Origin of the sequence: Ascidiaceihabitans sp., assembly GCF_039986515.1 — a bacterium.
GTDB lineage: Bacteria > Pseudomonadota > Alphaproteobacteria > Rhodobacterales > Rhodobacteraceae > Ascidiaceihabitans.
On the sequence record NZ_JBDWQO010000009.1, the window covers coordinates 1 to 20,674 of the forward strand.

Here is a 20,674-nt window from a genome sequence, read left to right on the forward strand (position 1 = left end):
GACATCAAGCGCGCGACGCGCAAGCATTATTCATCCGAAGAGAAGATCAGGATCGTGCTGGATGGCCTGCGTGGCGAGGATAGCATTGCAGAGCTGTGCCGCCGTGAGGGGATTTCGCAAGGCATTTACTACAAATGGTCAGGTTGCTCCGGTTCCGCATCCGCGTGTCATCACGAAAGACACACATTGCTATGACAACGACGCAGAAACGATCTGTGGCGAAACACGTGCAACATCTGATTCCCGTGGCAACACCATTCGTGTCATGAAGATGGACTACGACCGAACAGACGTTGGAACCACAGCCCAAGGACGTGAAACAAAATACAGCTTCGACCTGATGGATCGGCTGGTCGGCGTAACGGACCCAGGCGGAGCACAGTGGACCTATACGCATGACTTTAAAGGCAACCGCCTCACAGCGGATGATCCGGGCCTTGGGTTCTGGACGATGGAATACGACGCCAATGACAACCTGACAAAACAATACGACGCCAAGGGGCAGACGATTGAATTCACCCATGACGCGCTGGATCGCGTCCTGTCCAAAACTGTCGCCTGGACGGACGGCGCTAACGCCACGCAAACTGATGTCATCACCTACGCATACGATGAAGCGAACCCAGACCTGTTGGGCGGCAACAACATCGGTCAACTCACCACGCTCAGTGGGGCGCACAACACGATCCGCTATGGGTATGACAACGCCGGAAACACAGTGGCGGAAGAACACAGTGTCCCCCTGAACGGAACGACCTACGAATACAACTTCACCCGCGACATGCATCCCAGCGGGGCGCTGATTGCACAAACGCTTCCGACGTCTTCAAACGGCGACACCTTCACCACACCGGACTTCAAATACGATGCCGCGGGCCGACTGACCGAATTTGGCACTTGGCTGACAGGCACAACATACGACACCCGCAGCAACCCAACGCTAAAGACTTTTGGTAACGGTATGACCGAAGAACGGATGTACGACGCACAACAAGGGTGGATCGACGAAATCCGCGTGCTCGGAACGACAGGCGGCACACGCGAGCTCGCCAAATACTGGCGCAGTCAAGCGGGGCGGATCAACCGACACCGCACGTGGCTGGTGCAGGATCAATACAACTACTGCTACGACTACGCGGGGCGCTTAACCGTAGCAGCTGATCTGATCAGCGCCAACAAGACCTGCGACACCATCGGAACATGGGAAGGCACCGAACTGCGCGACCAGTTCTTCACCTATCGGCGCGACGGGTCCATGGCCTCCAATAGCCACGTGGGCGACTACATCTACTCCGGCTCGCCCGTGGCTCATGCGCCTGCGTCCGTCGAGGGCCAAGCGCTCACCTATGACGCCAACGGCAACATGACACTGGGGCTGAACGGCAAAACGATGACCTATGACGGCGAAAATCGCCCGCCCTCGGTCACGCTTGGGGTGAACACCTCTGGCTACGTTTACGGCGCAGATGGCACGCGGCTGACGAAGCTGGAACAGATCGGCACGCAACCGCAAAGCACGACGCTCTATGTCGGCGGCGTGGAAATCCGTGACCCGGGTGTGAATGAGGTCGTGCTGGCCTATCCCCATGAAAACGTGCGCTTAAAGTTCGCCAATGCCAACAGCACGCCCGAGGTCAGCTACCTCTTCCGCGACCACCTTAACTCGGTCCGCATGATTGCGGGTGAAAACCAAAAGATCGAAGAACGCTCGACCTACAAGCCGTTTGGCGAGGAGAACGAAAGCGTTCTGGCCGCCAGCAAAGCCCAGGAAACCATCGGCTGGATCGGAGAACGGCACGACGCAGGTGCCGGGCTGCAATACCTGAACGCGCGGTACTACGATCCGGAGCTGGGGCTGTTTATCCAGCCCGATTGGTTTGAAGTGACGCAGGCTAGGGTTGGGACGAATAGGTATTCCTATAGCTTCAATGATCCGGTGAATTTAATGGATCCGGGGGGGAATGATGTCACCTACGGTAGTGATGGTTCAGTCACTCAGCATGACGTAGATAGTGAAGGAAATAGAACCGCCGTTTCTCATAGTTTTGGCAGTCACAACGGGTACATGGCTGCTATTTCTGAAGCAAATAATGCAGGGCATGCAACCCTTAGTGGCTATGCGCGAGGTGTTCATGGCTACTACGGGAGCACTGAAAATGGGCTAGCAATAAGTGACCAAAGTACAATGTATTTTGGTGCAAAGGCTATTCAAGTACTCAACAATGCCATGCGAGCATGCAAAGGGAAGTGTGCGAAACACCTCGATAGAGTTCTGAAACCCGTTGATCGGTTGTTTAAAGTAACTCTGAGGAAAGCTAGCGATAGAGTTATAGAACGAACAAAGACATTATTTTCGTCTAGTCAGAGAGCACAGAATGCGAGAGATTTAGCTAACAAAGCAGAACATATTTTCGGTCGGAAAAACTTGGACAAACATCAGATGCAAGGCTTATTAGATGCATTTAGAGGCGACAAGACGGCTGCAGCTAAGGCTCTGATGGCTGCTGCAAATAGGGCGGTCAAAACAAGTAGTACCGCTAAGATGACCAAAGATGGTCTTTATGGAGCCGTCGTTTCGGTTAGGGGGGTACAAGTTCAAGTATCAGGTCGCGTTATAGATGGCGTAACGCGGCTTGGGACCGCAAGTATGGATATGTCGAGGCCGCTATGGAAGTGAACACAACTAAGCCGAATTTAATAGAGAACGCTGTACTTGAGTGTTTTAAGGAGAATTATCCAAGTGCTTTTGACGCAAAAAGGTATTTTGTCGTCGATAGGGAAGTTAGCATAGGAGGCTTTGCTACAGATGTAGCTGTTTCCGAAGCACCTCTTGACGATACCCGCGAAGATAAGAGTTGCCCAAACATGTTTCTGCTTGAAGACGGGGATTACGTGGGCGATGTATACGTAACACACTTCGAAAGCGGTGAAGTAAATTGGATAGAAATGGCGCTGTACGAAAAAGTGATTTCAGAACTGACAGGCGAGCTTGCCATTGTCTGGAGAGCTTAAAAAATTCCAGACAATGACCAAAGCAAAGCCTTTAGACTCCGGCATCTCCCTCCTCGAAGTCATGGTCGCCCTCGCCATCATCGCCATGGTCGCAGCCCTCGTCGCCCCCCGCGTCATGGGCAGCTTTGGACGCGCGAAATCCAAAGCCGCAGAAATCCAACTTACCAACATCAAAGGCGCGTTACAGCTGTATTACCTCGACGTTGGCCAATACCCCTCGGAAACCGACGGCCTCAGCGGACTGCTCATCCAGCCCACCACTGTCAACGACTGGAGCGGACCCTATATCGACGACGCTGACGACATCCAAGATCCATGGGGCCGCCCCATCCGCTACATCTTCCCCACAGAAAACGGCGGCTTCGGCCTGCTCAGTCTTGGCCGCGACGGCCAACCCGGGGGCACCCAAGAGGACAAAGATATCGAGGGCTGATCACCCCGCCACCAACACCACAAAGAACCCAAAGGCCAGAAACGGCCCAAACGGCACCGCAATCTGCCCTCCGTCCCCCATAAGCCGCCCGCGCCCCACGAGTGCCACCACGATCCCCGCACAAGACGCGATCAGCAGCACATAAGGCAAACCCAACGGCCCCACCCAAACCGTCGCCGCCGCAATAAACTTCACATCCCCCAACCCCAATCCCGTGCGGCCAAACCTGCGATAATACCAAGCACTCAGCCCCCAAAACACAGCCCCAACGCAAAGCGCCGCACTCACATGCAGCCCCAGCTCCGCCTGTCCCGCAATGTGCCAAGCTCCAAGCACCACGACCCCCAGATTGCAAACATCCGGAATGCGATACGTCATTGTATCCACCGCTGAGATCAAAAGCGCCACAGGGACAACCAGCAACATGGGCAAAGTCACGGCCTTTGTGCCAACCAAAACAAATGTGAGCGCGTACAGGCCAGCGAACCCTAAGCCCAACAGCGCGGCATTTTTGGGGCGTTGCACAAGGCAAAGGAATGGGGATTGGCGCGTCTGCATTGTCTTGAGCCTTTTACCCCACGCTCGCAAAAAAGGCGACCCGAGGTGTGCACCCCCAGACCGCCCCGCTCCACAAGGAAGCTTTTTTGGTTACTCTCGATCAGTAAGACGCTGTTCAAGCCAGTCCAACACTTCACTCTCAACCCATCCCACACGGTTCAGGCCCAGCTGTACCCGCTTGGGGAGTAGGCCTGCCTTCTCCAGTCTGGCAACATGTTGAGGTGAATAGAGCACCAGTTCTTTCAACGCTTTCTTTGACAGTATCCTCATCACAAATACTCCTTACGATTAAGGAGCATTGCAATGCCCACGGTTTCAGGTTGCCCATAGCCATAGGGATCTCACCGCCATCACAGGTTGAGCGTGTTTTCTAGGACTGCATGGTTACAATACCAAACAGAAGGTGGCGCGAAAGGTGGTTCGTTAAAAGGGAAATCCAAGGTTTACCTTTTAATTTATCTACTTAGATGCAAATTGTGGTGCGGGTGGGGGGACTCGAACCCCCACGGGCATTCGCCCAACAGATTTTAAGTCTGGTGTGTCTACCATTCCACCACACCCGCAACATGTGCAGGTTTAGGCAAAGCGCAACGCGCACTCAAGTCCCGATATCAGATGTCTTCGCCTTTTGGCCCCAAAGGCGCACCTTTGGCCACCAAAGCACGCTCTGACAGCCAAGGATTGTTCTTTAACGCCGCCAGCATCTGCGTGCGGGCTTCCGGAATACGCCCAAGCTGCATCAAAGTCAGCGCCCGCCCCGATTGGGCCGCGACGTGGTTGGGGTTGATCGCCAAAGCAAGGTCCAAATCCTTGAGAGCACCGGCAAATGCGCCTTGCAAAAACTGGACATAAGCCCGTTGATTGAACCCTTCGGCGTAGGTCGGGCAATAGGTCGCCAATGTGTCAAATTCTTTGAAAGCGCCTACAAAATCATAGACATCGCGCTGGCGCATGCCGCGATCAAGCACTTCTTGGGCTTGCTCATTTGGTGCGCGCAACCACACTTGCCACATGGAAGATGACACTTCGCGCCCTGTGGCTTCGTCCGGGGCCGCACGCGCCTTTGCGATCAAACCGTTCAATTCTGCCGAATGATCCGCAGGATCAGGGCAATCTTGCGCCCATGCTGGGCCTGCCATCAGTGCTAAAGCAAATAAAATACGCATGACCCTAGGGTGGCACAGCGCAGACAAAAATCAAGACACATCCGCGAGAACAGTTTCCTTGACCGCTTCCATCGCCACAAATGTCGATGTGGATGCCACGTGGGGCAACGATGAAATCGTGTCGCCCAAAAAGGCGCGATAGCTTGCCATATCCCGCGTGCGGATTTTCAACAAATAGTCAAAATTGCTTGCAATCATATGGGCTTGTTCAATTTCGGGGACCTTAGCGACAGCCACGTTAAAGGCCCGCAATGCGGCCTCTTTGGTGTCGGTCAATTTGACTTCGACAAACGCCACATGGTCCAACCCCAATTTTATCGGATCCAACATCGCACGATATCCTAAAATCATGCCAGAGCTTTCCAGACGCCGCAATCGTGCTTGGGTGGGTGATTTCGACAAACCAATGCGTCCGGCCAAGTCCGTAACGCTGATGCGCCCGTCTTCTGCCAGAACTTCAAGAATCGCTGCATCAAATCGATCCAACCCGGATTGCTCAAAAATCATGCCTGACCTCTTCAAAATGATAATTTGACCTGATCATATGCAAAATCTAAGTCGTTATGTCCACTATTATTGCGATACAGTAGATCAAACGAATAGGAGACCTCGTGATGAATACTGCATTGCTGAACGCCATTGACGCAAAAACCTACGCTGATCCTGATGCAGTCATCACGGAACTGGTCGCATTGGCCAACTTAAGCCCAGAGGACCGCACGCAAATCACAGACAAAGCAGCCGCTTTGGTCACACGTATTCGAACAGGGTCAGAACCCGGTTTGATGGAGGTGTTTCTCGCCGAATATGGCCTGTCCACCGATGAAGGGATCGCCTTGATGTGCCTGGCCGAAGCCTTGTTGCGTGTGCCGGATGCCGACACCATAGACGCGCTTATCGAAGATAAAATCGCGCCATCCGATTGGGGCAAACACCTTGGTCAATCAGCCTCGTCCTTGGTGAATGCGTCCACATGGGCCTTGATGTTGACCGGACGCGTGCTGGACGACGATGCCCCCGGCCCTGCCCGCCATTTGCAAGCAGCATTGAAGCGCGTGGGTGAACCTGTCATTCGCGCGGCCGTTTCGCGGGCGATGAAGGAAATGGGACGCCAGTTTGTGCTGGGCGAAGACATCAATGCTGCGATGAAACGCGCCGCTGGCATGGAAGCCAAAGGGTTCACCTATTCCTACGACATGCTGGGCGAAGCCGCGCGCACCGAAGGCGATGCACGCCGGTACCACCTCAGCTACAGCCGCGCGATTTCCGCCATCGCAACTGCTTGCACCCACAACGACGTACGCGAGAACCCTGGCATCTCTGTCAAATTGTCAGCGTTGTACCCCCGGTACGAGCTGGCAAAGCATGCCGATGTTCTGCGTGATCTCACACCGCGCCTGCGGTCTTTGGCACTGCTTGCCAAGTCTGCGGGAATGGGCCTGAATGTGGACGCCGAAGAAGCAAACCGTTTGGCATTGTCGCTGGATGTTATCGAAAATGTACTGTCTGAGCCCGCCCTTGCGGGATGGGACGGCTTTGGCGTGGTGGTTCAAGCCTACGGCCCACGTGCTGGCACAGTCATCGACACGCTCTATGATATGGCCACAAAGCTGGACCGCAAAATCATGGTCCGTTTGGTCAAGGGGGCCTATTGGGACACCGAGGTCAAATTGGCCCAGACCCTCGGCATGGATGCCTTTCCGGTTTTCACGCAAAAAGCCCAAACCGATGTCAGCTACATTGCCAACGCCCGCCGCCTACTGGGCATGACCGATCGCATCTATCCGCAATTTGCGACCCACAACGCCCATACCGTCAGCGCCATTTTGCATATGGCAGACGATGTCCCTTACGAATTCCAACGCCTGCACGGCATGGGCGAAGCCATGCATCTTATGGTGATGCAGGACAACAAGACCCGGTGCCGCATCTATGCCCCGGTCGGCGCACACCGCGATTTGCTGGCCTATCTGGTGCGGCGCCTGTTGGAAAACGGTGCCAATTCCAGCTTTGTGAACCAGATCGTGGATGAAGATGTCGCCCCTGAAACCGTAGCCGCCGACCCGTTTGAGGCCCTGAACACTGCCGCGCCTGACATCGCAACGGGCACGGAACTTTACCTGCCGGAACGTCCCAACTCTAAGGGCTTTGATTTGGGTCATGCCCCCACATTGGACCGCATCAACGCCGACCGCACGCCCTTTGCAACCCATCAATGGCACGCAAAACCGCAGCTGGCCGCGCAGGCAAACCCTGCGCCTGAAACCCCATGCCTTGCCCCTTCCGATCCAAGCGACACAGTCGGCCATGTCCAAAATGCGTCGCTGGCCGATGTGGAAACGGCTGTGCAACACGTGGCCCCCTGGAATGCCCCCCTCGAAACGCGCCGTCACGTATTAAACGCTGCTGCAGATCTTTACGAACAGAACTATGGTGAACTTTTTGCCCTTTTGACCCGCGAAGCTGGCAAGACCCTACTGGATTGCGTGGCCGAATTGCGCGAAGCCATTGACTTTTTGCGCTACTATGCAGCCCAAGCCACAGATGATGCACCCGCTGGCACAGCGCTTTGCATTTCACCGTGGAATTTTCCCTTGGCCATTTATACCGGCCAAATGGCTGCCGCATTGGCGCAAGGCAATGCAGTCTTGTCCAAGCCAGCCGCCCAAACCCCATTGATGGCCTATCGCGCTGCCGAGTTGCTGCATGCCGCTGGTGTGCCGCTGCACGCCTTGCAAGTTTTACCCGGCGGCGCGGACATTGGCGCGGCGCTGACAGCACACCCCGACCTGAATGTGGTGGCCTTCACAGGATCAACCGCGACAGCCTTGAAAATTCGTCAAAGCCTTGCAGACAATGCCCCTGCCACACCATTGATCGCTGAAACCGGCGGCCTGAACGCCATGATCGTGGACAGCACTGCGCTGCCGGAACAGGCCGTGGCCTCCATCATCGAAAGCGCGTTTCAAAGCGCCGGGCAACGGTGCTCTGCGCTGCGCTGCCTATACGTTCAAGAAGACATTGCCCCCCATTTCACCGAAATGCTGATGGGGGCCATGGACAGTTTAAGCACAGGCAACCCTTGGGACTTACAGAGCGATCTTGGGCCTGTCATTGACGCACAAGCCCGGGACAAAATCGCAGCTCATATCGCGGCCAGCGATGTTATTCATCAATTGCCAAGCCCGAACACAGGCACTTTCATCGCCCCGACACTGCTTCGCGTGGCAGGCATTGCTGACATGCAGGAAGAGATTTTCGGGCCTGTTTTGCATCTTGCGACATTCAAATCCCACGAACTGGACGCCATCATCGACGACATAAACGCCACCGGTTACGGGCTGACGTTCGGCTTGCACACACGCATCGACGACCGCGTGCAGCACGTGTCGGACCGGATCAAAGCGGGCAACATCTATGTGAACCGCAACCAGATCGGGGCCATTGTCGGCAGTCAGCCTTTTGGCGGCAACGGGCTGTCTGGCACCGGACCGAAAGCGGGCGGGCCCGATTATTTGCTGCGCTTCCGCGCGCCGATCCCGGCCCATTCCGATAGCACATTCCAAAACAAGCAGTCGGAATTGCCCACCGCGTCCGTTGTCGAAACCCTGATCCATGAGGCCAGCCTGCCGGGTCCAACGGGCGAATCCAACCGTCTTAGCGCATATGACCGTGGGCCGGTTCTGTGCATGGGCCCCGGAGACGATGCCGCGGCGGCCCAGGCGCAGGCCATCACAGCCCTTGGCGGCACCGCTGTCGCAGCCACAGGTCAGATCGCGCCACATCAACTGACAGACGGCCCTGCCTACGCCGGTGTGATATGGTGGGGCGACGCTGACGCGGCCCAAGCCATCGACAAGGCACTGGCCCAGCGCAGTGGCGCCATTGTGCCGTTGATTACGCATCACCCTGACGCAGGCCACGCGCAGTCCGAAACCCACATCTGCATCGACACCACGGCGTCGGGCGGCAACGCGGCATTGCTGGGAGAAGTCGGGCAAATCACTTGACCTTTCGCGGCCAAAACCGCAGCGTCTGCCCATGTTACCCATACGCGATCACAACCCGTCGGGGCGCACGCCCTATGTCACCTGGCTGCTTATGGTCGCCAACATCGGCATCTTTCTAAGCTACGGGTTCAATGATCCCGAAGCGATCTATCGCGCCGTCTATGTCGACTGGGCGTTGATCCCTGCCCGGATCAGCTTTGGCGAAGGCTATTACACATTCATCACCTCGCAATTTTTGCATGGGGGATGGATGCATCTGGCGGGGAATATGCTGTTTTTATGGATATTCGGCGACAACATCGAGGATGAGCTGGGGCACATGCGCTACCTTGGCTTTTATCTGCTGTCGGGCATCGCGGCAGGTCTGTTGCAATATGCAACGGGCGTGGACAGCCGCGTCCCGATGGTCGGGGCCTCGGGCGCGATTGCAGGGGTTATGGGCGGGTATTTGTTGCTGTTTCCAAAGGCCAAAGTCGATATTTTCATCTTTTTCATCATCTTTTTCCGCATTTTCCCGATCCCTGCTTGGATCATGTTGATGCTTTGGTTCGGCATGCAGTTTATAGGCGGCATTTCGGCCGACCCCAATGGCGGCGGCGTGGCCTACTGGGCGCATGCAGGCGGCTTCATTGCGGGGCTTGTGATGATCGTGCCGGTTTGGCTGGCGCGTGGTGCGTTTGGGTTCTGGAAGCGCACGGACGGGCATCCACCCCACCCCGAGGCGCGTTATGATCTCAGCCGCATTCCCAAGGTCCGTCGATGAAAATCACTGCGCGATGTCATTGCGGCGCGGTTGAACTTAGCGCAGAGCTTCTTGATGGTCTTGACCCATCCCGCTGCGATTGTTCGTTTTGCGTCCGCAGGCAAGCCGCAGCCGTTACGGCCATCGCATCCAGCGTGAAGGTCATCAAAGGCGCCGACGTTTTGTCGACCTACAGCTTTGGCACCCACATGGCGCAGCACCACTTTTGCAAGATTTGTGGCATCTACACGCATCACCACAGACGGTCCGATCCCACCCAATGCGGCATCAATCTGGGCTGCATCGACGGGGTGCATCTATTAGACCACGAACCAATCCCTTGGACAGACGGCATAAACCACCCCTCTGACAGATAACCATTCACGAAGCGTCAAACGTACAAGTGGCCCAATCGCGTATCCTTTGCAGTGGTTCACGTAAACCACCGCGCATTCCTTATGTGCCAGCGCTAGGCACGGCCAAAGCAATGTATGGAACGGGACAAAACGATGTCAGCGATATTTGAAATCATTTGGGAAATTCTGCGCGGTGTTACAACGCAGACACCGTTTTGGGTGTGGCCATTGTTGGTTGGCCTTGTTGTGCTGGGATTGCGGGCCCGCACCATACGCCAAAGCGCCGTGTGGCCGTATTATGCAATTCCATTTCTAAGCTTAATGCCCGTCAGCGCCGTTTCACGCATGACGCAGCCCATGACGGCTTGGGCCGGGTTTATGATTGGCTTCGCGGTATGCGTTGTTTGGGCCTATGCCTACCAAGGCAAACGGATTGTGCAAAAAGACGCGCAGCGAATAACGGTTCAAGGCGAATGGGTTACCATGATAACCGTCATGACGGTGTTCTGGGCCAACTTCGTGCAAGGCGTGTTGCAAAGTGTGGCGCCGGATGTTTTGCACAGCGCCCCGTTCATCGGCCTGTTCGCCACCATCCTGGGGGCCTGTGCAGGGTGCTTTGCTGGCCGGTCTTTGCGGATTGTGACGTGGCCAACGCTGCGGGCGGGCGCACCGGTTTAACGCAGTGTTTTTGCCAATCCGTTGAACAGTGCTTCGTTGGCGCAGATCACTTCGCCGTCGTCCAGAATATGGCCCTCGGGGTTCATCGGCTCAACCAATGCACCGGCTTCTTTGGCGATGATCAGCCCAGCTGCCATGTCCCATGGCTTCAGGCGGCGTTCAAAAAAGCCATCGTAACGGCCTGCAGCAACATAGGCCAAATCCAGCGATGCAGCCCCCCAACGCCGGATGCCTGCACACACAGGGGCCAGCTTGGCGATGTCTTGCAGCGTCAAGGGCAGATCGGTGCGCCCCCCAAACGGCACGCCCGTTGCAAAGATGGCTTCAATCATTCGGGACCGACCGGACACACGAAGACGCGTTTCGTTCATCCAGGCACCAGCACCTTTTTCAGCAAAGAAACATTCATCTTTGGCCGCGTCATAGACAACACCGGCCACGATCTGGCCTTTGTGTTCCAGTGCGATGGACACCGCCCAATGGGGCAAACCGTGCAAATAGTTCGTTGTGCCGTCCAACGGGTCCACAATCCAGCGGCGCGTGGGATCTTTGCCTTCTTCTTCGGCTGATTCCTCGGCCAACCATCCGTAGGTGGGGCGTGCTTCCATCAATTCGTATTTGATTGTGCGTTCCGCGTTCAAATCCGCCTTGCTGACAAAATCGCCTGCCCCCTTCATGGAAACCTGCAAGTTCTCGACTTCGCGGAAGTCTTTGATCAACCCGCGACCCGCTTTGCGCGCGGCTTTGATCATGACGTTGAGATTTGCACTGCCAACCATTGGGACACACTCCGGATAGGGATCAAGCCCGCGCTATACGCCCAAGGGGCGCAGTTGCCAAGGGGGGCTGCACCATCGCATTGCGCAACCGTAACGGAACGTCGCACTTGCCACAAATGGCAGGTCGCGCCACGCTGGCCCAAAGAGGGAGAATATCATGACAGACCAAATGCAACGCATCGCTCTGGCTGGCCGCCCGTCGGGTGCACCACAACCGGAACATTTCAGTTTTGAGACCGCAGAGGTGCCCACACCGGGGCCGGGACAAATTTTGGTCCGCAACCACTACATGTCGCTTGACCCGTATATGCGTGGACGCATGGACGACGGCAAAAGCTATGCGGCCCCCGTCCCGATCGGCGGTACCATGGAAGGTGGCGGCGTAGGCGAAGTGATAGCGTCCAATTCGGAGGCCTTCAAACCAGGCGATATCGCCTTTGGTATGTTCGGCTGGGCCACCCATGCCGTGGCAGACGCCCAGATGTGCCGTAAAATCAATCCCGACCACGGGCCAATCACAGCGTCTTTGGGCGTTTTGGGCATGCCGGGCTTCACAGGCTGGTACGGATTGATGGAATACGGACGCCCAAAAGCCGGTGAAACGCTTGTCGTGGCAGCAGCCACCGGCCCTGTTGGATCTATGGTCGGCCAAGTTGCGAAATCACTGGGCCTGAAAACCATCGGCATCGCGGGCGGGCCCGACAAATGCAAAATGGCGGTCGAAATCTTTGGCTTTGACGTATGTTTGGATCACCGCGCTTATGATGATGCAAAATCCATGCGGGCCGCGATCAAAGAGGCCGCGGGCGGTGGCGTCGACATCTACTTTGAAAACGTAGGGGGCAAAGTGCTGGAAGCGGTGATGCCGCTTATGAAACCACACGGGCGCATCCCGATTTGCGGTATGATCTCTTGGTACAATGACGGCGGTTTGGGCGCAGGCGCGTCTTCGAAATTGTCAGCACCTGCCATGTGGCGCACGATTTTGGTGAACTTCCTGTCTGTGAACGGCTTCATCATTTCCAATCATTGGAATGACTTCCCAAAATTCCTTGGTGAAATTGGCCCCAAAGTGGCCTCAGGCGATATCAAGGTCGTTGAGGACATCGCAGAAGGGCTTGAGAACGCACCAAAAGCCTTCATGGGGCTTCTTGAGGGGAAAAATGTCGGCAAACAGATCGTAAAAGTGATCTGATTGTTCTTTTCCAGCGCGTGATTGCCTTGCGCGCTGGAATTTCATCCCGTTCCTGCCTAGCTTGGGTCCAACAACAAAAAGGATCACGGATATGGCACAGCCCGGACGCGGAAAAATTTACGACAGCATCACCGAGACAGTTGGCAACACACCTCTTGTCCGATTGAACAAATTGGCAGCGGCGCATGGGTCTAAAGCCAACATTCTGGCCAAGCTTGAATTTTTCAACCCAACGTCTTCCGTCAAAGACCGTATTGGCGTGGCCATGGTCGAAGCGATGGAAGCCGCAGGCACCATCACCCCCGGCAAAACCACCCTGATCGAACCGACCTCCGGCAACACAGGCATCGGCCTTGCGCTTGCCGCCGCCGCCAAAGGGTACAAGCTGATCCTGACCATGCCCGAAAGCATGTCGATTGAACGGCGCAAAATGTTTGCGATCCTTGGCGCCACGATGGAGCTGACGGAACCCGCAAAAGGCATGAAAGGCGCGATTGCCAAGGCCGAGGAACTCGCCGCCTCGATCCCCGATGCCGTGATCCCGCAACAATTCGAAAACCCCGCCAATCCCGCCATTCACGTGGCGACAACGGGCCCCGAAATCTGGAACGACACGGGCGGCAGCATCGACGCCTTTGTGTCGGGTATAGGCACAGGCGGCACGATCACCGGCGCGGGTGGGTTCCTGAAACAGCAAAATCCGAACATTCATATCGTAGCCGTTGAGCCTACGGATTCGCCTGTTCTGTCTGGAGGTGCCCCCGGCCCGCATAAAATCCAAGGCATCGGTGCAGGTTTTGCCCCCGCAATCCTGAACACCGAAATCTACGACGAGGTGCTGACAGTGTCCAACGACGACGCCTTTGCACTGGCCCGTGAAGTGGCCGCGTTGGAAGGTGTACCAGTGGGCATCTCGTCTGGCGCTGCGCTGAAAGCGGCACTAGAGCTTGGTGCGCGAGACGATATGGCAGGTAAAAACATCGTCGTGATCCTCGCCAGCTTTGCAGAACGGTATTTGTCCACGGCCTTGTTTGACGGTCTCGGAGACTGAGTGTTTTGGACGGTATAACAGACAGGCATCAAAACTATTTTGCCTGTCTGGGTCCTGCCCGTTCCGGCACCACATGGTTACACCGTTATTTGCGTGACCACAGCACGGCCAAAATGACCACCATGAAGGAAATTCACTGGTTCGACACCGCAACAGGCGTCAAACCGGACCGAAAATCGGCAAGAATGGCTGTGCGTTGGGCAAATATCCGAAAAAAGGCGGCGCAGTCTGGACGCCCGCTTTCGGACGTCCAATTGGAAGTTCGCGACCGGGCATTGATGAAAAGTGACGCAGATTACCGTCGCTTCTTTACCGACAGGTTTGGACCGGACGATACGTTTGGTGACGTCACGCCAAGTTATTGGCGTCTGACCCCCGACGGGTTTGGACGGATGCTGGATGTCTTCCCCGCAGCCAAAATTGTATTTCTGATGCGCAATCCGACCGATGCGATGTGGTCCCGGGCCGCTCATGCCATTTCAAATGGCGGTGCGCAGCAGACCCAAGACCAGATCGTGCGCTCACGTTTGACAGCTGAAATAAGCGCATTTGGCCTGCCGCCTTTGCAAGATATTCACTCTAAGTTGGTGTCTGTCTTTCACCCGCATCGCATTCATTGCGTGTTCACTGAAGATCTGTTTTCGGACAACGCGGACGCGACCCTGACCGCCTTATGCAACTTTCTTGGCGTAAAAGGTGCACCTGTCCAAAGCCACACATATAACGGAAATCGCGGCATTTACGACCCGATGCCCAAAGACTTGCGCCACACCGTTGCGTGCCATTACAGACAGACCTACGCGTTTGCAAAACAACACATGAAACGGTTGCCGGAGCCGTGGGAACGTGACATGCAAGCGATCTTATGATCGCGTCATGCGGTTGCCGCATGACATACGCGAACGACAGAGTTTGAAATGTCCCCTATCAAGCAGCCTGCAATTTTCGCGCTTCAACCCGTGCCAGTTCAATCAGCCGTTTCATGTAGGGTTTATCACGTTCGTCACTGCGAATGGCGGCATAGAGACGCCGTGTGATGCCATCTTTGGTCAGTGGACGGGTGATGTAGTCGGATGAATATTTCACTTCCCGAACCACCCAATCGGGCAGAACAGATACCCCACGATTAGAGGCCACCAATAACAAAATGACAGCTGTCAATTCAGCCTGCCGCACAGTTTCGGGTTCAACTTTGTTCGGGATCAAAAGCTGACTGAACACATCCAGTCGCGTGCGTTCCACAGGATAGGTGATCAGTGTCTCGCCACGGAAATCCTTTGCATCGATATAGTCCTTTTGGGCCAGCGGGTGATCCTTTGAGGCAACAAAAACCGCCTTGTAATCAAAGAGTTCGATAAAATCGATCCCCGGTATTTCCTCTGGATCGGATGATACCACCAAATCGACCTGTTCTTTCATCAACGCAGGCAAGGCATCAAAAGCAAGACCGGGGCGTATATCCACATCAACGTCCGGCCACGAGCGGCGGAATTCTTCCAGCACAGGAAACAGCCATTCAAAGCAGGCATGACATTCAATGGCGATGTGCATGCGCCCTGATTTGCCATCGCGCAGCCCTGTGAACTCTGCCAAAGTGGCTTCGATCTGGGGCAAAACCTGTTCCGCAAGCCGCAACAGACGCAGACCCGCCGCGGACAATCGCAGCGGTTTGGACCGGCGCACAAACAATTCCACCCCCGCTTGATCCTCAAGACCTTTGACCTGATGGCTTAACGCGCTTTGGGTGATGTGCAGCTGATCGGCGGCCTTGGCCAAACCACCCGCTTCATGAATGGCCTTGATGGTGCGCAAGTGGCGAAATTCGATATGCATATGAAACTCATATTGTTGATGAGAGTTATGAATTTGATTCATTACCACAATCATGGGACAAAGCACAACGCCCCGCCGCAACCGCCAAACCAAGTCAGGAACACCACATGACATCGCCCGCCATTTCCTTTGAGGTCTTCCCCCCAAAGTCTATCGATGCGTCTTTCCGGCTTTGGGACACAGCGCAAGCTTTGGCGCCTCTTGATCCACGGTTCTTTTCCGTAACCTATGGCGCTGGCGGTTCCACACAGGACCTGACGCATGATGCAGCCGCCACGTTGCGCCGTACATCGGGCATGCCCATTGCCGCCCATCTGACCTGCGTCGGGGCATCAAAATCCCAAGTTATGGCCACCGCCCAAAAATTCGCCAAGGCGGGGATCACCGATATTGTGGCCTTGCGCGGGGACCCCGTGCAAGGTGACGCCGCGTTCACCGCACACCCGCAAGGCTTTGCCAACAGCGTCGAATTGATCGAAGCTTTGGCATCTACTGGGAAATTCACCATCCGTGTTGGCGCCTATCCCGAAACGCATCCCGATGCGGTATCAGACCAACAAAACATTGACTGGTTAAAAGCCAAACTGGACGCGGGCGCGGCTGAGGCAATCACACAATTTTTCTTTGATCCGGAGCACTTCCTTCGGTTCCGCGACGCCTGCGTCAAAGCTGGAATTACGGCCCCAATCACACCCGGAATTTTGCCAATCTCGAACTGGAAAAGCACCGTCAGCTTTGCCGAAAGGTGCGGCGCGTCGATCCCTGTAGATCTCGCCCAAGCGTTTGAAAACGCTGTACGCGATGACCGCATGGACCTTCTGTCCATCGCCCAGTGCACGGAATTATGCGATGACCTGATGTGTGAAGGCGTCGATGCGCTGCATTTTTACACGTTGAACCGTCCGGACCTGACCCGCGAGGTTTGCCATGCTTTGGGCGTGACAGCGGCAAGCAGCATCCGCAACGTGGCGTAAAGCTTGTTTGCCATCGGGCTTTTTCCTAGCGTCGGCAGCAGACCCTAACGCCGGAGAGCCCATGCCCCGTATCGCGAAATCGCCTGCAGATTTGTTGAACCAGGAAGATGTCTTGGCCATGTCAGGCCTGGAATTCATGCAAAGCATATTGGACGGTACAAACCCCGGCCCGCCGATCGGGCAGACCATGGGATACACGTTGCATGATATTTCTGACGGGCACGCGGTGTTTCGCGGGACACCCGAATTCAACGTGACCAACCCGATGGGCACAGTGCATGGGGGCTGGTACGGTACCCTTCTGGACAGTGCTATGGCGTGCGCCGTCATGACCAAAGTGCCCCGCGGCGCGGTTTACACAACGCTGGAATACAAGATCAATATCACCCGCGCTATTCCTTTGGGCATGCAAATTGACTGCATCGGCACTGTTGATCATTCCGGTCGATCAACGGGTGTCGCCAGCGGAAAGATTGTCGGTGTTGAAGATGGTAAAACCTATGCCACCGGATCGACAACCTGCATCATCATGCAAATCAAGCCGACTTCGTAGTCACGATTGAAGCCGGCGCAGACGTCGTTTGGGCTGCCACGCTTGGATGCACTCGCTCTGACGGATCAACCCCAACAACGCGTTGTTTTCGTGTCACAAACAATCGCCCAAACCCGCGCCATGTGCCACATGACGGGGCCGACGCATCCTGTTCAAACCGCCCGGCCCATCCCTCGGGCAAAGGCAAACCAGCGGCTTGGGCTTTCTCGAGCATCCAGACCAATGGAATATTGGACAGGGGCCGGGCCTGCATAAATTCACCAATGTGCCCGCCCACGTCAGCATGTGATCCACGAAACCACATCTGTTCCAGATCACCGATCCATGCAGGATCGCTTTCCCACATCACAGGCGCATAGGCCACCCGCGTCTCGTGGCGGGCCAATGCGTGGTAGCCGCGCTTCACGCATGCCCCCAAAGCGTGGTTGTGAAAGGCATGACGTGGCGCTGAAAGCCGCCACAACACAGGTGCATTCAGCCCAAGGGATTTCACCGTGTCCCAGACTCCGATCATATCGATTTCGACATGTTGATGGCAGTGGGTTTTGGCAAACGCTTTAGCCGCATCTGTGCCAGGGCCACATTCATAGCGCCTGTAAATGTCACGAATGTTGCGTTCGGTGGCATGTTCGGGGCGCAACAACCCCACCATGTCGATCACCCCCGCCAAAGACCGCACCGCGTATGCCCCGCGCGAATACCCCATCAAGAATATCTTGTCGCCGGGCTTGTAGCGCGATGCAAGGTAGCCATACGCACGACGGATTTGGCGATTGATGCCGCGCCCCATAAGCACATCGCCAGCCTTGCGCCAATGCGACCACTGCAACCCATGCTCATAATAAACCGACACGTCGCTGCCCTTGCCCGATAGCAATTTGTAGGCAAGTCCGGCGTTCGTCTCATGGCCTTCATCCAGAGACGACATTGTGCCATCCAAGATCACCAAGTGAATGGTCGCCCCACGTGTGGGCGGTGCGACCTCTGGCATGGCACGGCCAAACCGCGCCTGCAGCCAGTGGACAATCCTGTTATTCAGCGGCGATCCGGCCATCCTTCAACAATTCCCAAACCTTATGAGGGGTGAACGGCATATCGGCTTGCCGCACACCGCGTTCCCAAAGCGCATCTTGCACTGCATTTGCCACAGCGGCCAATGCCCCCACAGTGCCTGCTTCGCCACACCCTTTCATCCCCATGATGTTGGCCGTTGACGGAACGGGTACAGAGGTAAAGTTAATATTGGGTACATCCTCGGCGCGCGGCAAGGCATAGTCCATGAACGTTGCTGTGAGCAATTGGCCATCTTCATCATACACAACATGCTCTGTCACGGCTTGCCCAATACCTTGAACGACACCGCCATGCACTTGGCCCTCAGCCAGCATCGGGTTGATAAGATTACCAAAATCGTCAATCACGAAATAGCGGTCGGTGGTCACAACGCCTGTGTCCGGATCCACCACAACCTCTGTAACATGTGCGCCGTTCGGAAAGCTGCGCGCAGGCAGCGTGGTGCGTTCTTCGTGCACCAAAAGATCATCACGCCCCTTTTGGCGGGCCATGTCGGCGACCTCCAGCATGGTTGGGGTCAGGTTCGACCCGTCCGCGCGAAAGCGTTCATCATCAAAGCTGATCTCGGCGGCAGGCACGCCCATTTCGTCCGCCAAGAAGGCCGTGAAAGCGTCGATCATCGTCGATACAGTGGCCAAAGTCGCCGTGTTCTGCACCGTGACGGATCGTGATCCACCAGTGCCACCGCCCTGTTTGATCAAATCACTGTCGCCTTGAATGACAAAAATCTGGTCCACCGGTATGCCGGTTTGGTCAGACAAGAACTTCGCATAGACCGTTTCGTGGCCCTGCCCGTTCGATTGCGTGCCGACAAAAATATGCACGGTGCCGTCGTCATTGAACTCGACGCGCGCACTTTCCGAAGGGTCGCCCAGAATGCTTTCGATATAATAGCAAAGGCCTTGCCCCCGCAGCAGACCTTGCTTGGCATCTGCCGCTTTACGCGCCTCAAATCCGTCCCGGTCTGCGATCTCTGCAGCACGGTTCAGAAGCATGGGAAAGTCGCCAACATCGTATGTTTCGCCAGTGGCCGCCAGATAGGGAAATTGGTCAGGCTTGATGAAGTTGATCTGGCGCAATTCCCATGGGTCTATCCCCAATTCGCGCGCGGCACGGTCCATGACCCGCTCAAGCACATAGATCGCTTCGGGGCGACCTGCGCCACGATAGGCATCCACTTGCACCGTGTTTGTGAAATAGCCGTTCACCTGCAACCACGTGGTTTGCACGTCGTACACCCCCATCAAAACCCGCGAAAACAGCGTCGTTTGAATGGGTTGCCCGAACTGTGAATTGTAGGCACCCAAATTGACGTGGCTATGAACGCGGTAAGCGGTGATCTTGTGGTTCTCGTCAAAGGCCAGCTCGGCCGTAGATGTCAAATCGCGCCCGCCGTTGTCTGACAACATGGCCTCCGTGCGCTCGGACATCCAACGCACTGGACGCCCCAACTGGCGTGCGGCTTGTGCCACGGAAAACGGTTCGGGATAGCCCATCGCTTTCATACCAAAACCGCCGCCTGTGTCGGGGTTGGTCACATGCACGTCATCCGCACCCACCCCGAAGGCCGCAACCATTGCATTTTTGGGCACCCAAACGCCTTGCCCGTTGATGGCCACATGCAACCGTCCATCACCCCAATGGGCATAGCACCCGCGCGGTTCCAGAGAGTTCACGATGACACGGTTGTCCCCGACGTCAAGGCTGACCACATGTGCAGCGGCGTCAAAGGCCGCATTGGTGGCGGCTTCGTCGCCCATACCCCAGTCGAAGGCCACGTTGTCAGCGGCGCTGTCGTGCAAAGTTTCCCCGCCCGCGACCAAATCCATTTTGGCCGGCAGCTCATCATAGTCCAGCACGATAAGTTCGGCGGCGTCCCGGGCTTGTGCCAAAGTCTCCGCCACAATCAGGGCGATCGGCTCACCCACATACCGCAAACGGTCTTGCGCCAACATTGGGCGCATCGTGGCGGCGCCTTTCGTGCCGTCGCGATTGTCGACCAGGGCACCCGCCATAGCGACGTTCATGCCTGCAGCTTCCAGATCCGCACAAGTCAGAACCGCCTCGACACCATCCGCGTCGCGCGCATCCGACACGTCCAGTTCCGTGATAACACCGTGTGCAATAGGTGAGCGGAAGTAATACGCAAACAGAGCGTTTGCAGGGGCGATGTCATCAACATACCGTCCTGCACCGGTCAAAAAACGTACATCTTCAACACGTTTTGCCGATTGGCTTTTGCCGAATTTTTCCATTTCAA

Annotated in this window: 20 protein-coding genes, 1 tRNA gene and 1 pseudogene; 13 read left to right on the plus strand and 9 right to left on the minus strand. The window is 55.9% G+C overall.

Annotated elements, in window-relative coordinates:
- From ABJL60_RS09105 to gspG, 4 genes and pseudogenes are all read left to right on the plus strand, one after another.
- Window positions 1–141, plus strand: a pseudogene (locus tag ABJL60_RS09105) (transposase); the annotation flags it as partial.
- 124 nt (window positions 142–265) lie between these two features.
- Window positions 266–2,677: an RHS repeat-associated core domain-containing protein gene (locus ABJL60_RS09110; protein WP_348422636.1), complete on the plus strand. Its 2,412-nt coding sequence runs from the start codon at window positions 266–268 to the stop codon at window positions 2,675–2,677.
- Window positions 2,668–3,012, plus strand: a complete 345-nt coding sequence (locus ABJL60_RS09115) for a hypothetical protein (protein WP_348287387.1) — start codon at window positions 2,668–2,670, stop codon at window positions 3,010–3,012. The genes ABJL60_RS09110 and ABJL60_RS09115 overlap by 10 nt, the downstream gene beginning before the upstream one ends.
- A complete protein-coding gene (gene gspG, locus ABJL60_RS09120) occupies window positions 2,996–3,445 on the plus strand; it encodes a type II secretion system major pseudopilin GspG (RefSeq protein WP_348502155.1) in 450 nt (149 codons plus the stop codon). The genes ABJL60_RS09115 and gspG overlap by 17 nt, the downstream gene beginning before the upstream one ends.
- Here the strand turns inward: gspG and ABJL60_RS09125 are convergent, their stop codons facing one another.
- The 5 genes from ABJL60_RS09125 to ABJL60_RS09145 form a co-directional block, all read right to left on the minus strand.
- On the minus strand, window positions 3,446–4,003 hold the full coding sequence (locus ABJL60_RS09125) for an A24 family peptidase (protein ID WP_348376081.1): 558 nt from the start codon (window positions 4,001–4,003) through the stop codon (window positions 3,446–3,448).
- A 90-nt stretch (window positions 4,004–4,093) separates the two neighbouring features.
- Window positions 4,094–4,273, minus strand: a complete 180-nt coding sequence (locus ABJL60_RS09130) for an AlpA family phage regulatory protein (RefSeq protein ID WP_348376082.1) — start codon at window positions 4,271–4,273, stop codon at window positions 4,094–4,096.
- 207 nt (window positions 4,274–4,480) lie between these two features.
- Window positions 4,481–4,566: transfer RNA gene (locus ABJL60_RS09135), tRNA-Leu, on the minus strand.
- 48 nt (window positions 4,567–4,614) lie between these two features.
- Window positions 4,615–5,169, minus strand: a complete 555-nt coding sequence (locus ABJL60_RS09140; RefSeq protein ID WP_348287379.1) for a tetratricopeptide repeat protein — start codon at window positions 5,167–5,169, stop codon at window positions 4,615–4,617.
- A 30-nt stretch (window positions 5,170–5,199) separates the two neighbouring features.
- Entirely contained in the window at window positions 5,200–5,676 is a 477-nt protein-coding gene (locus ABJL60_RS09145) for an Lrp/AsnC ligand binding domain-containing protein (protein ID WP_348287378.1), read from the minus strand.
- A gap of 107 nt (window positions 5,677–5,783) precedes the next feature.
- Here ABJL60_RS09145 and putA point away from each other — a divergent pair, with 107 nt between their 5' ends.
- The 4 genes from putA to ABJL60_RS09165 all read left to right on the plus strand — a co-directional run bounded on the left by putA (window position 5,784) and on the right by ABJL60_RS09165 (window position 10,955).
- Complete coding sequence (gene putA, locus ABJL60_RS09150; RefSeq protein ID WP_348376083.1) at window positions 5,784–9,179, plus strand: bifunctional proline dehydrogenase/L-glutamate gamma-semialdehyde dehydrogenase PutA; 3,396 nt, start codon at window positions 5,784–5,786, stop codon at window positions 9,177–9,179.
- Window positions 9,180–9,210: 31 nt separating this feature from the next.
- A complete protein-coding gene (locus ABJL60_RS09155) occupies window positions 9,211–9,942 on the plus strand; it encodes a rhomboid family intramembrane serine protease (protein WP_348376084.1) in 732 nt (243 codons plus the stop codon).
- Complete coding sequence (locus ABJL60_RS09160) at window positions 9,939–10,298, plus strand: GFA family protein (protein ID WP_348376085.1); 360 nt, start codon at window positions 9,939–9,941, stop codon at window positions 10,296–10,298. The genes ABJL60_RS09155 and ABJL60_RS09160 overlap by 4 nt, the downstream gene beginning before the upstream one ends.
- A gap of 132 nt (window positions 10,299–10,430) precedes the next feature.
- Window positions 10,431–10,955: a hypothetical protein gene (locus ABJL60_RS09165; protein ID WP_348376086.1), complete on the plus strand. Its 525-nt coding sequence runs from the start codon at window positions 10,431–10,433 to the stop codon at window positions 10,953–10,955.
- Here ABJL60_RS09165 and ABJL60_RS09170 read toward each other — a convergent pair.
- The gene (locus ABJL60_RS09170) at window positions 10,952–11,734 is read right to left on the minus strand and encodes an inositol monophosphatase family protein (RefSeq protein ID WP_348287370.1); all 783 of its coding nucleotides are present in this window, start codon (window positions 11,732–11,734) and stop codon (window positions 10,952–10,954) included. The two genes, ABJL60_RS09165 and ABJL60_RS09170, sit on opposite strands and share 4 nt — an antisense overlap.
- Window positions 11,735–11,891: 157 nt before the next feature.
- Between ABJL60_RS09170 and ABJL60_RS09175 the strand changes: the two genes are divergently transcribed.
- The 3 genes from ABJL60_RS09175 (at window position 11,892) to ABJL60_RS09185 (ending at window position 14,849) form a co-directional block, all read left to right on the plus strand.
- Window positions 11,892–12,929 carry an NADP-dependent oxidoreductase gene (locus tag ABJL60_RS09175; RefSeq protein ID WP_348376087.1) on the plus strand — a complete coding sequence of 346 codons (1,038 nt, stop codon included), beginning with the start codon at window positions 11,892–11,894 and terminating at the stop codon, window positions 12,927–12,929.
- Between the two features lie 91 nt (window positions 12,930–13,020).
- Window positions 13,021–13,980, plus strand: a complete 960-nt coding sequence (cysK, locus tag ABJL60_RS09180; protein ID WP_348376088.1) for a cysteine synthase A — start codon at window positions 13,021–13,023, stop codon at window positions 13,978–13,980.
- 5 nt (window positions 13,981–13,985) lie between these two features.
- The gene (locus ABJL60_RS09185) at window positions 13,986–14,849 is read left to right on the plus strand and encodes a sulfotransferase (RefSeq protein WP_348376089.1); all 864 of its coding nucleotides are present in this window, start codon (window positions 13,986–13,988) and stop codon (window positions 14,847–14,849) included.
- A 58-nt stretch (window positions 14,850–14,907) separates the two neighbouring features.
- Here the strand turns inward: ABJL60_RS09185 and ABJL60_RS09190 are convergent, their stop codons facing one another.
- Window positions 14,908–15,813, minus strand: coding sequence for a LysR family transcriptional regulator (locus tag ABJL60_RS09190; protein ID WP_348287364.1), 906 nt, complete (start codon window positions 15,811–15,813; stop codon window positions 14,908–14,910).
- A 107-nt stretch (window positions 15,814–15,920) separates the two neighbouring features.
- On the opposite strand from ABJL60_RS09190, the gene metF reads away from it, so the two are divergent.
- Window positions 15,921–16,787, plus strand: a complete 867-nt coding sequence (metF, locus tag ABJL60_RS09195; RefSeq protein WP_348376090.1) for a methylenetetrahydrofolate reductase [NAD(P)H] — start codon at window positions 15,921–15,923, stop codon at window positions 16,785–16,787.
- 61 nt (window positions 16,788–16,848) lie between these two features.
- Entirely contained in the window at window positions 16,849–17,340 is a 492-nt protein-coding gene (locus ABJL60_RS09200) for a PaaI family thioesterase (RefSeq protein WP_108829212.1), read from the plus strand.
- Here the strand turns inward: ABJL60_RS09200 and ABJL60_RS09205 are convergent.
- Together ABJL60_RS09205 and ABJL60_RS09210 are read right to left on the minus strand one after the other, a co-directional pair.
- Entirely contained in the window at window positions 17,324–18,394 is a 1,071-nt protein-coding gene (locus tag ABJL60_RS09205; protein WP_348376091.1) for a DUF2235 domain-containing protein, read from the minus strand. The two genes, ABJL60_RS09200 and ABJL60_RS09205, sit on opposite strands and share 17 nt — an antisense overlap.
- The gene (locus tag ABJL60_RS09210; protein WP_348376092.1) at window positions 18,372–20,669 is read right to left on the minus strand and encodes a xanthine dehydrogenase family protein molybdopterin-binding subunit; all 2,298 of its coding nucleotides are present in this window, start codon (window positions 20,667–20,669) and stop codon (window positions 18,372–18,374) included. The genes ABJL60_RS09205 and ABJL60_RS09210 overlap by 23 nt, the downstream gene beginning before the upstream one ends.
- Between the last annotated feature and the right edge of the window lie 5 nt (window positions 20,670–20,674).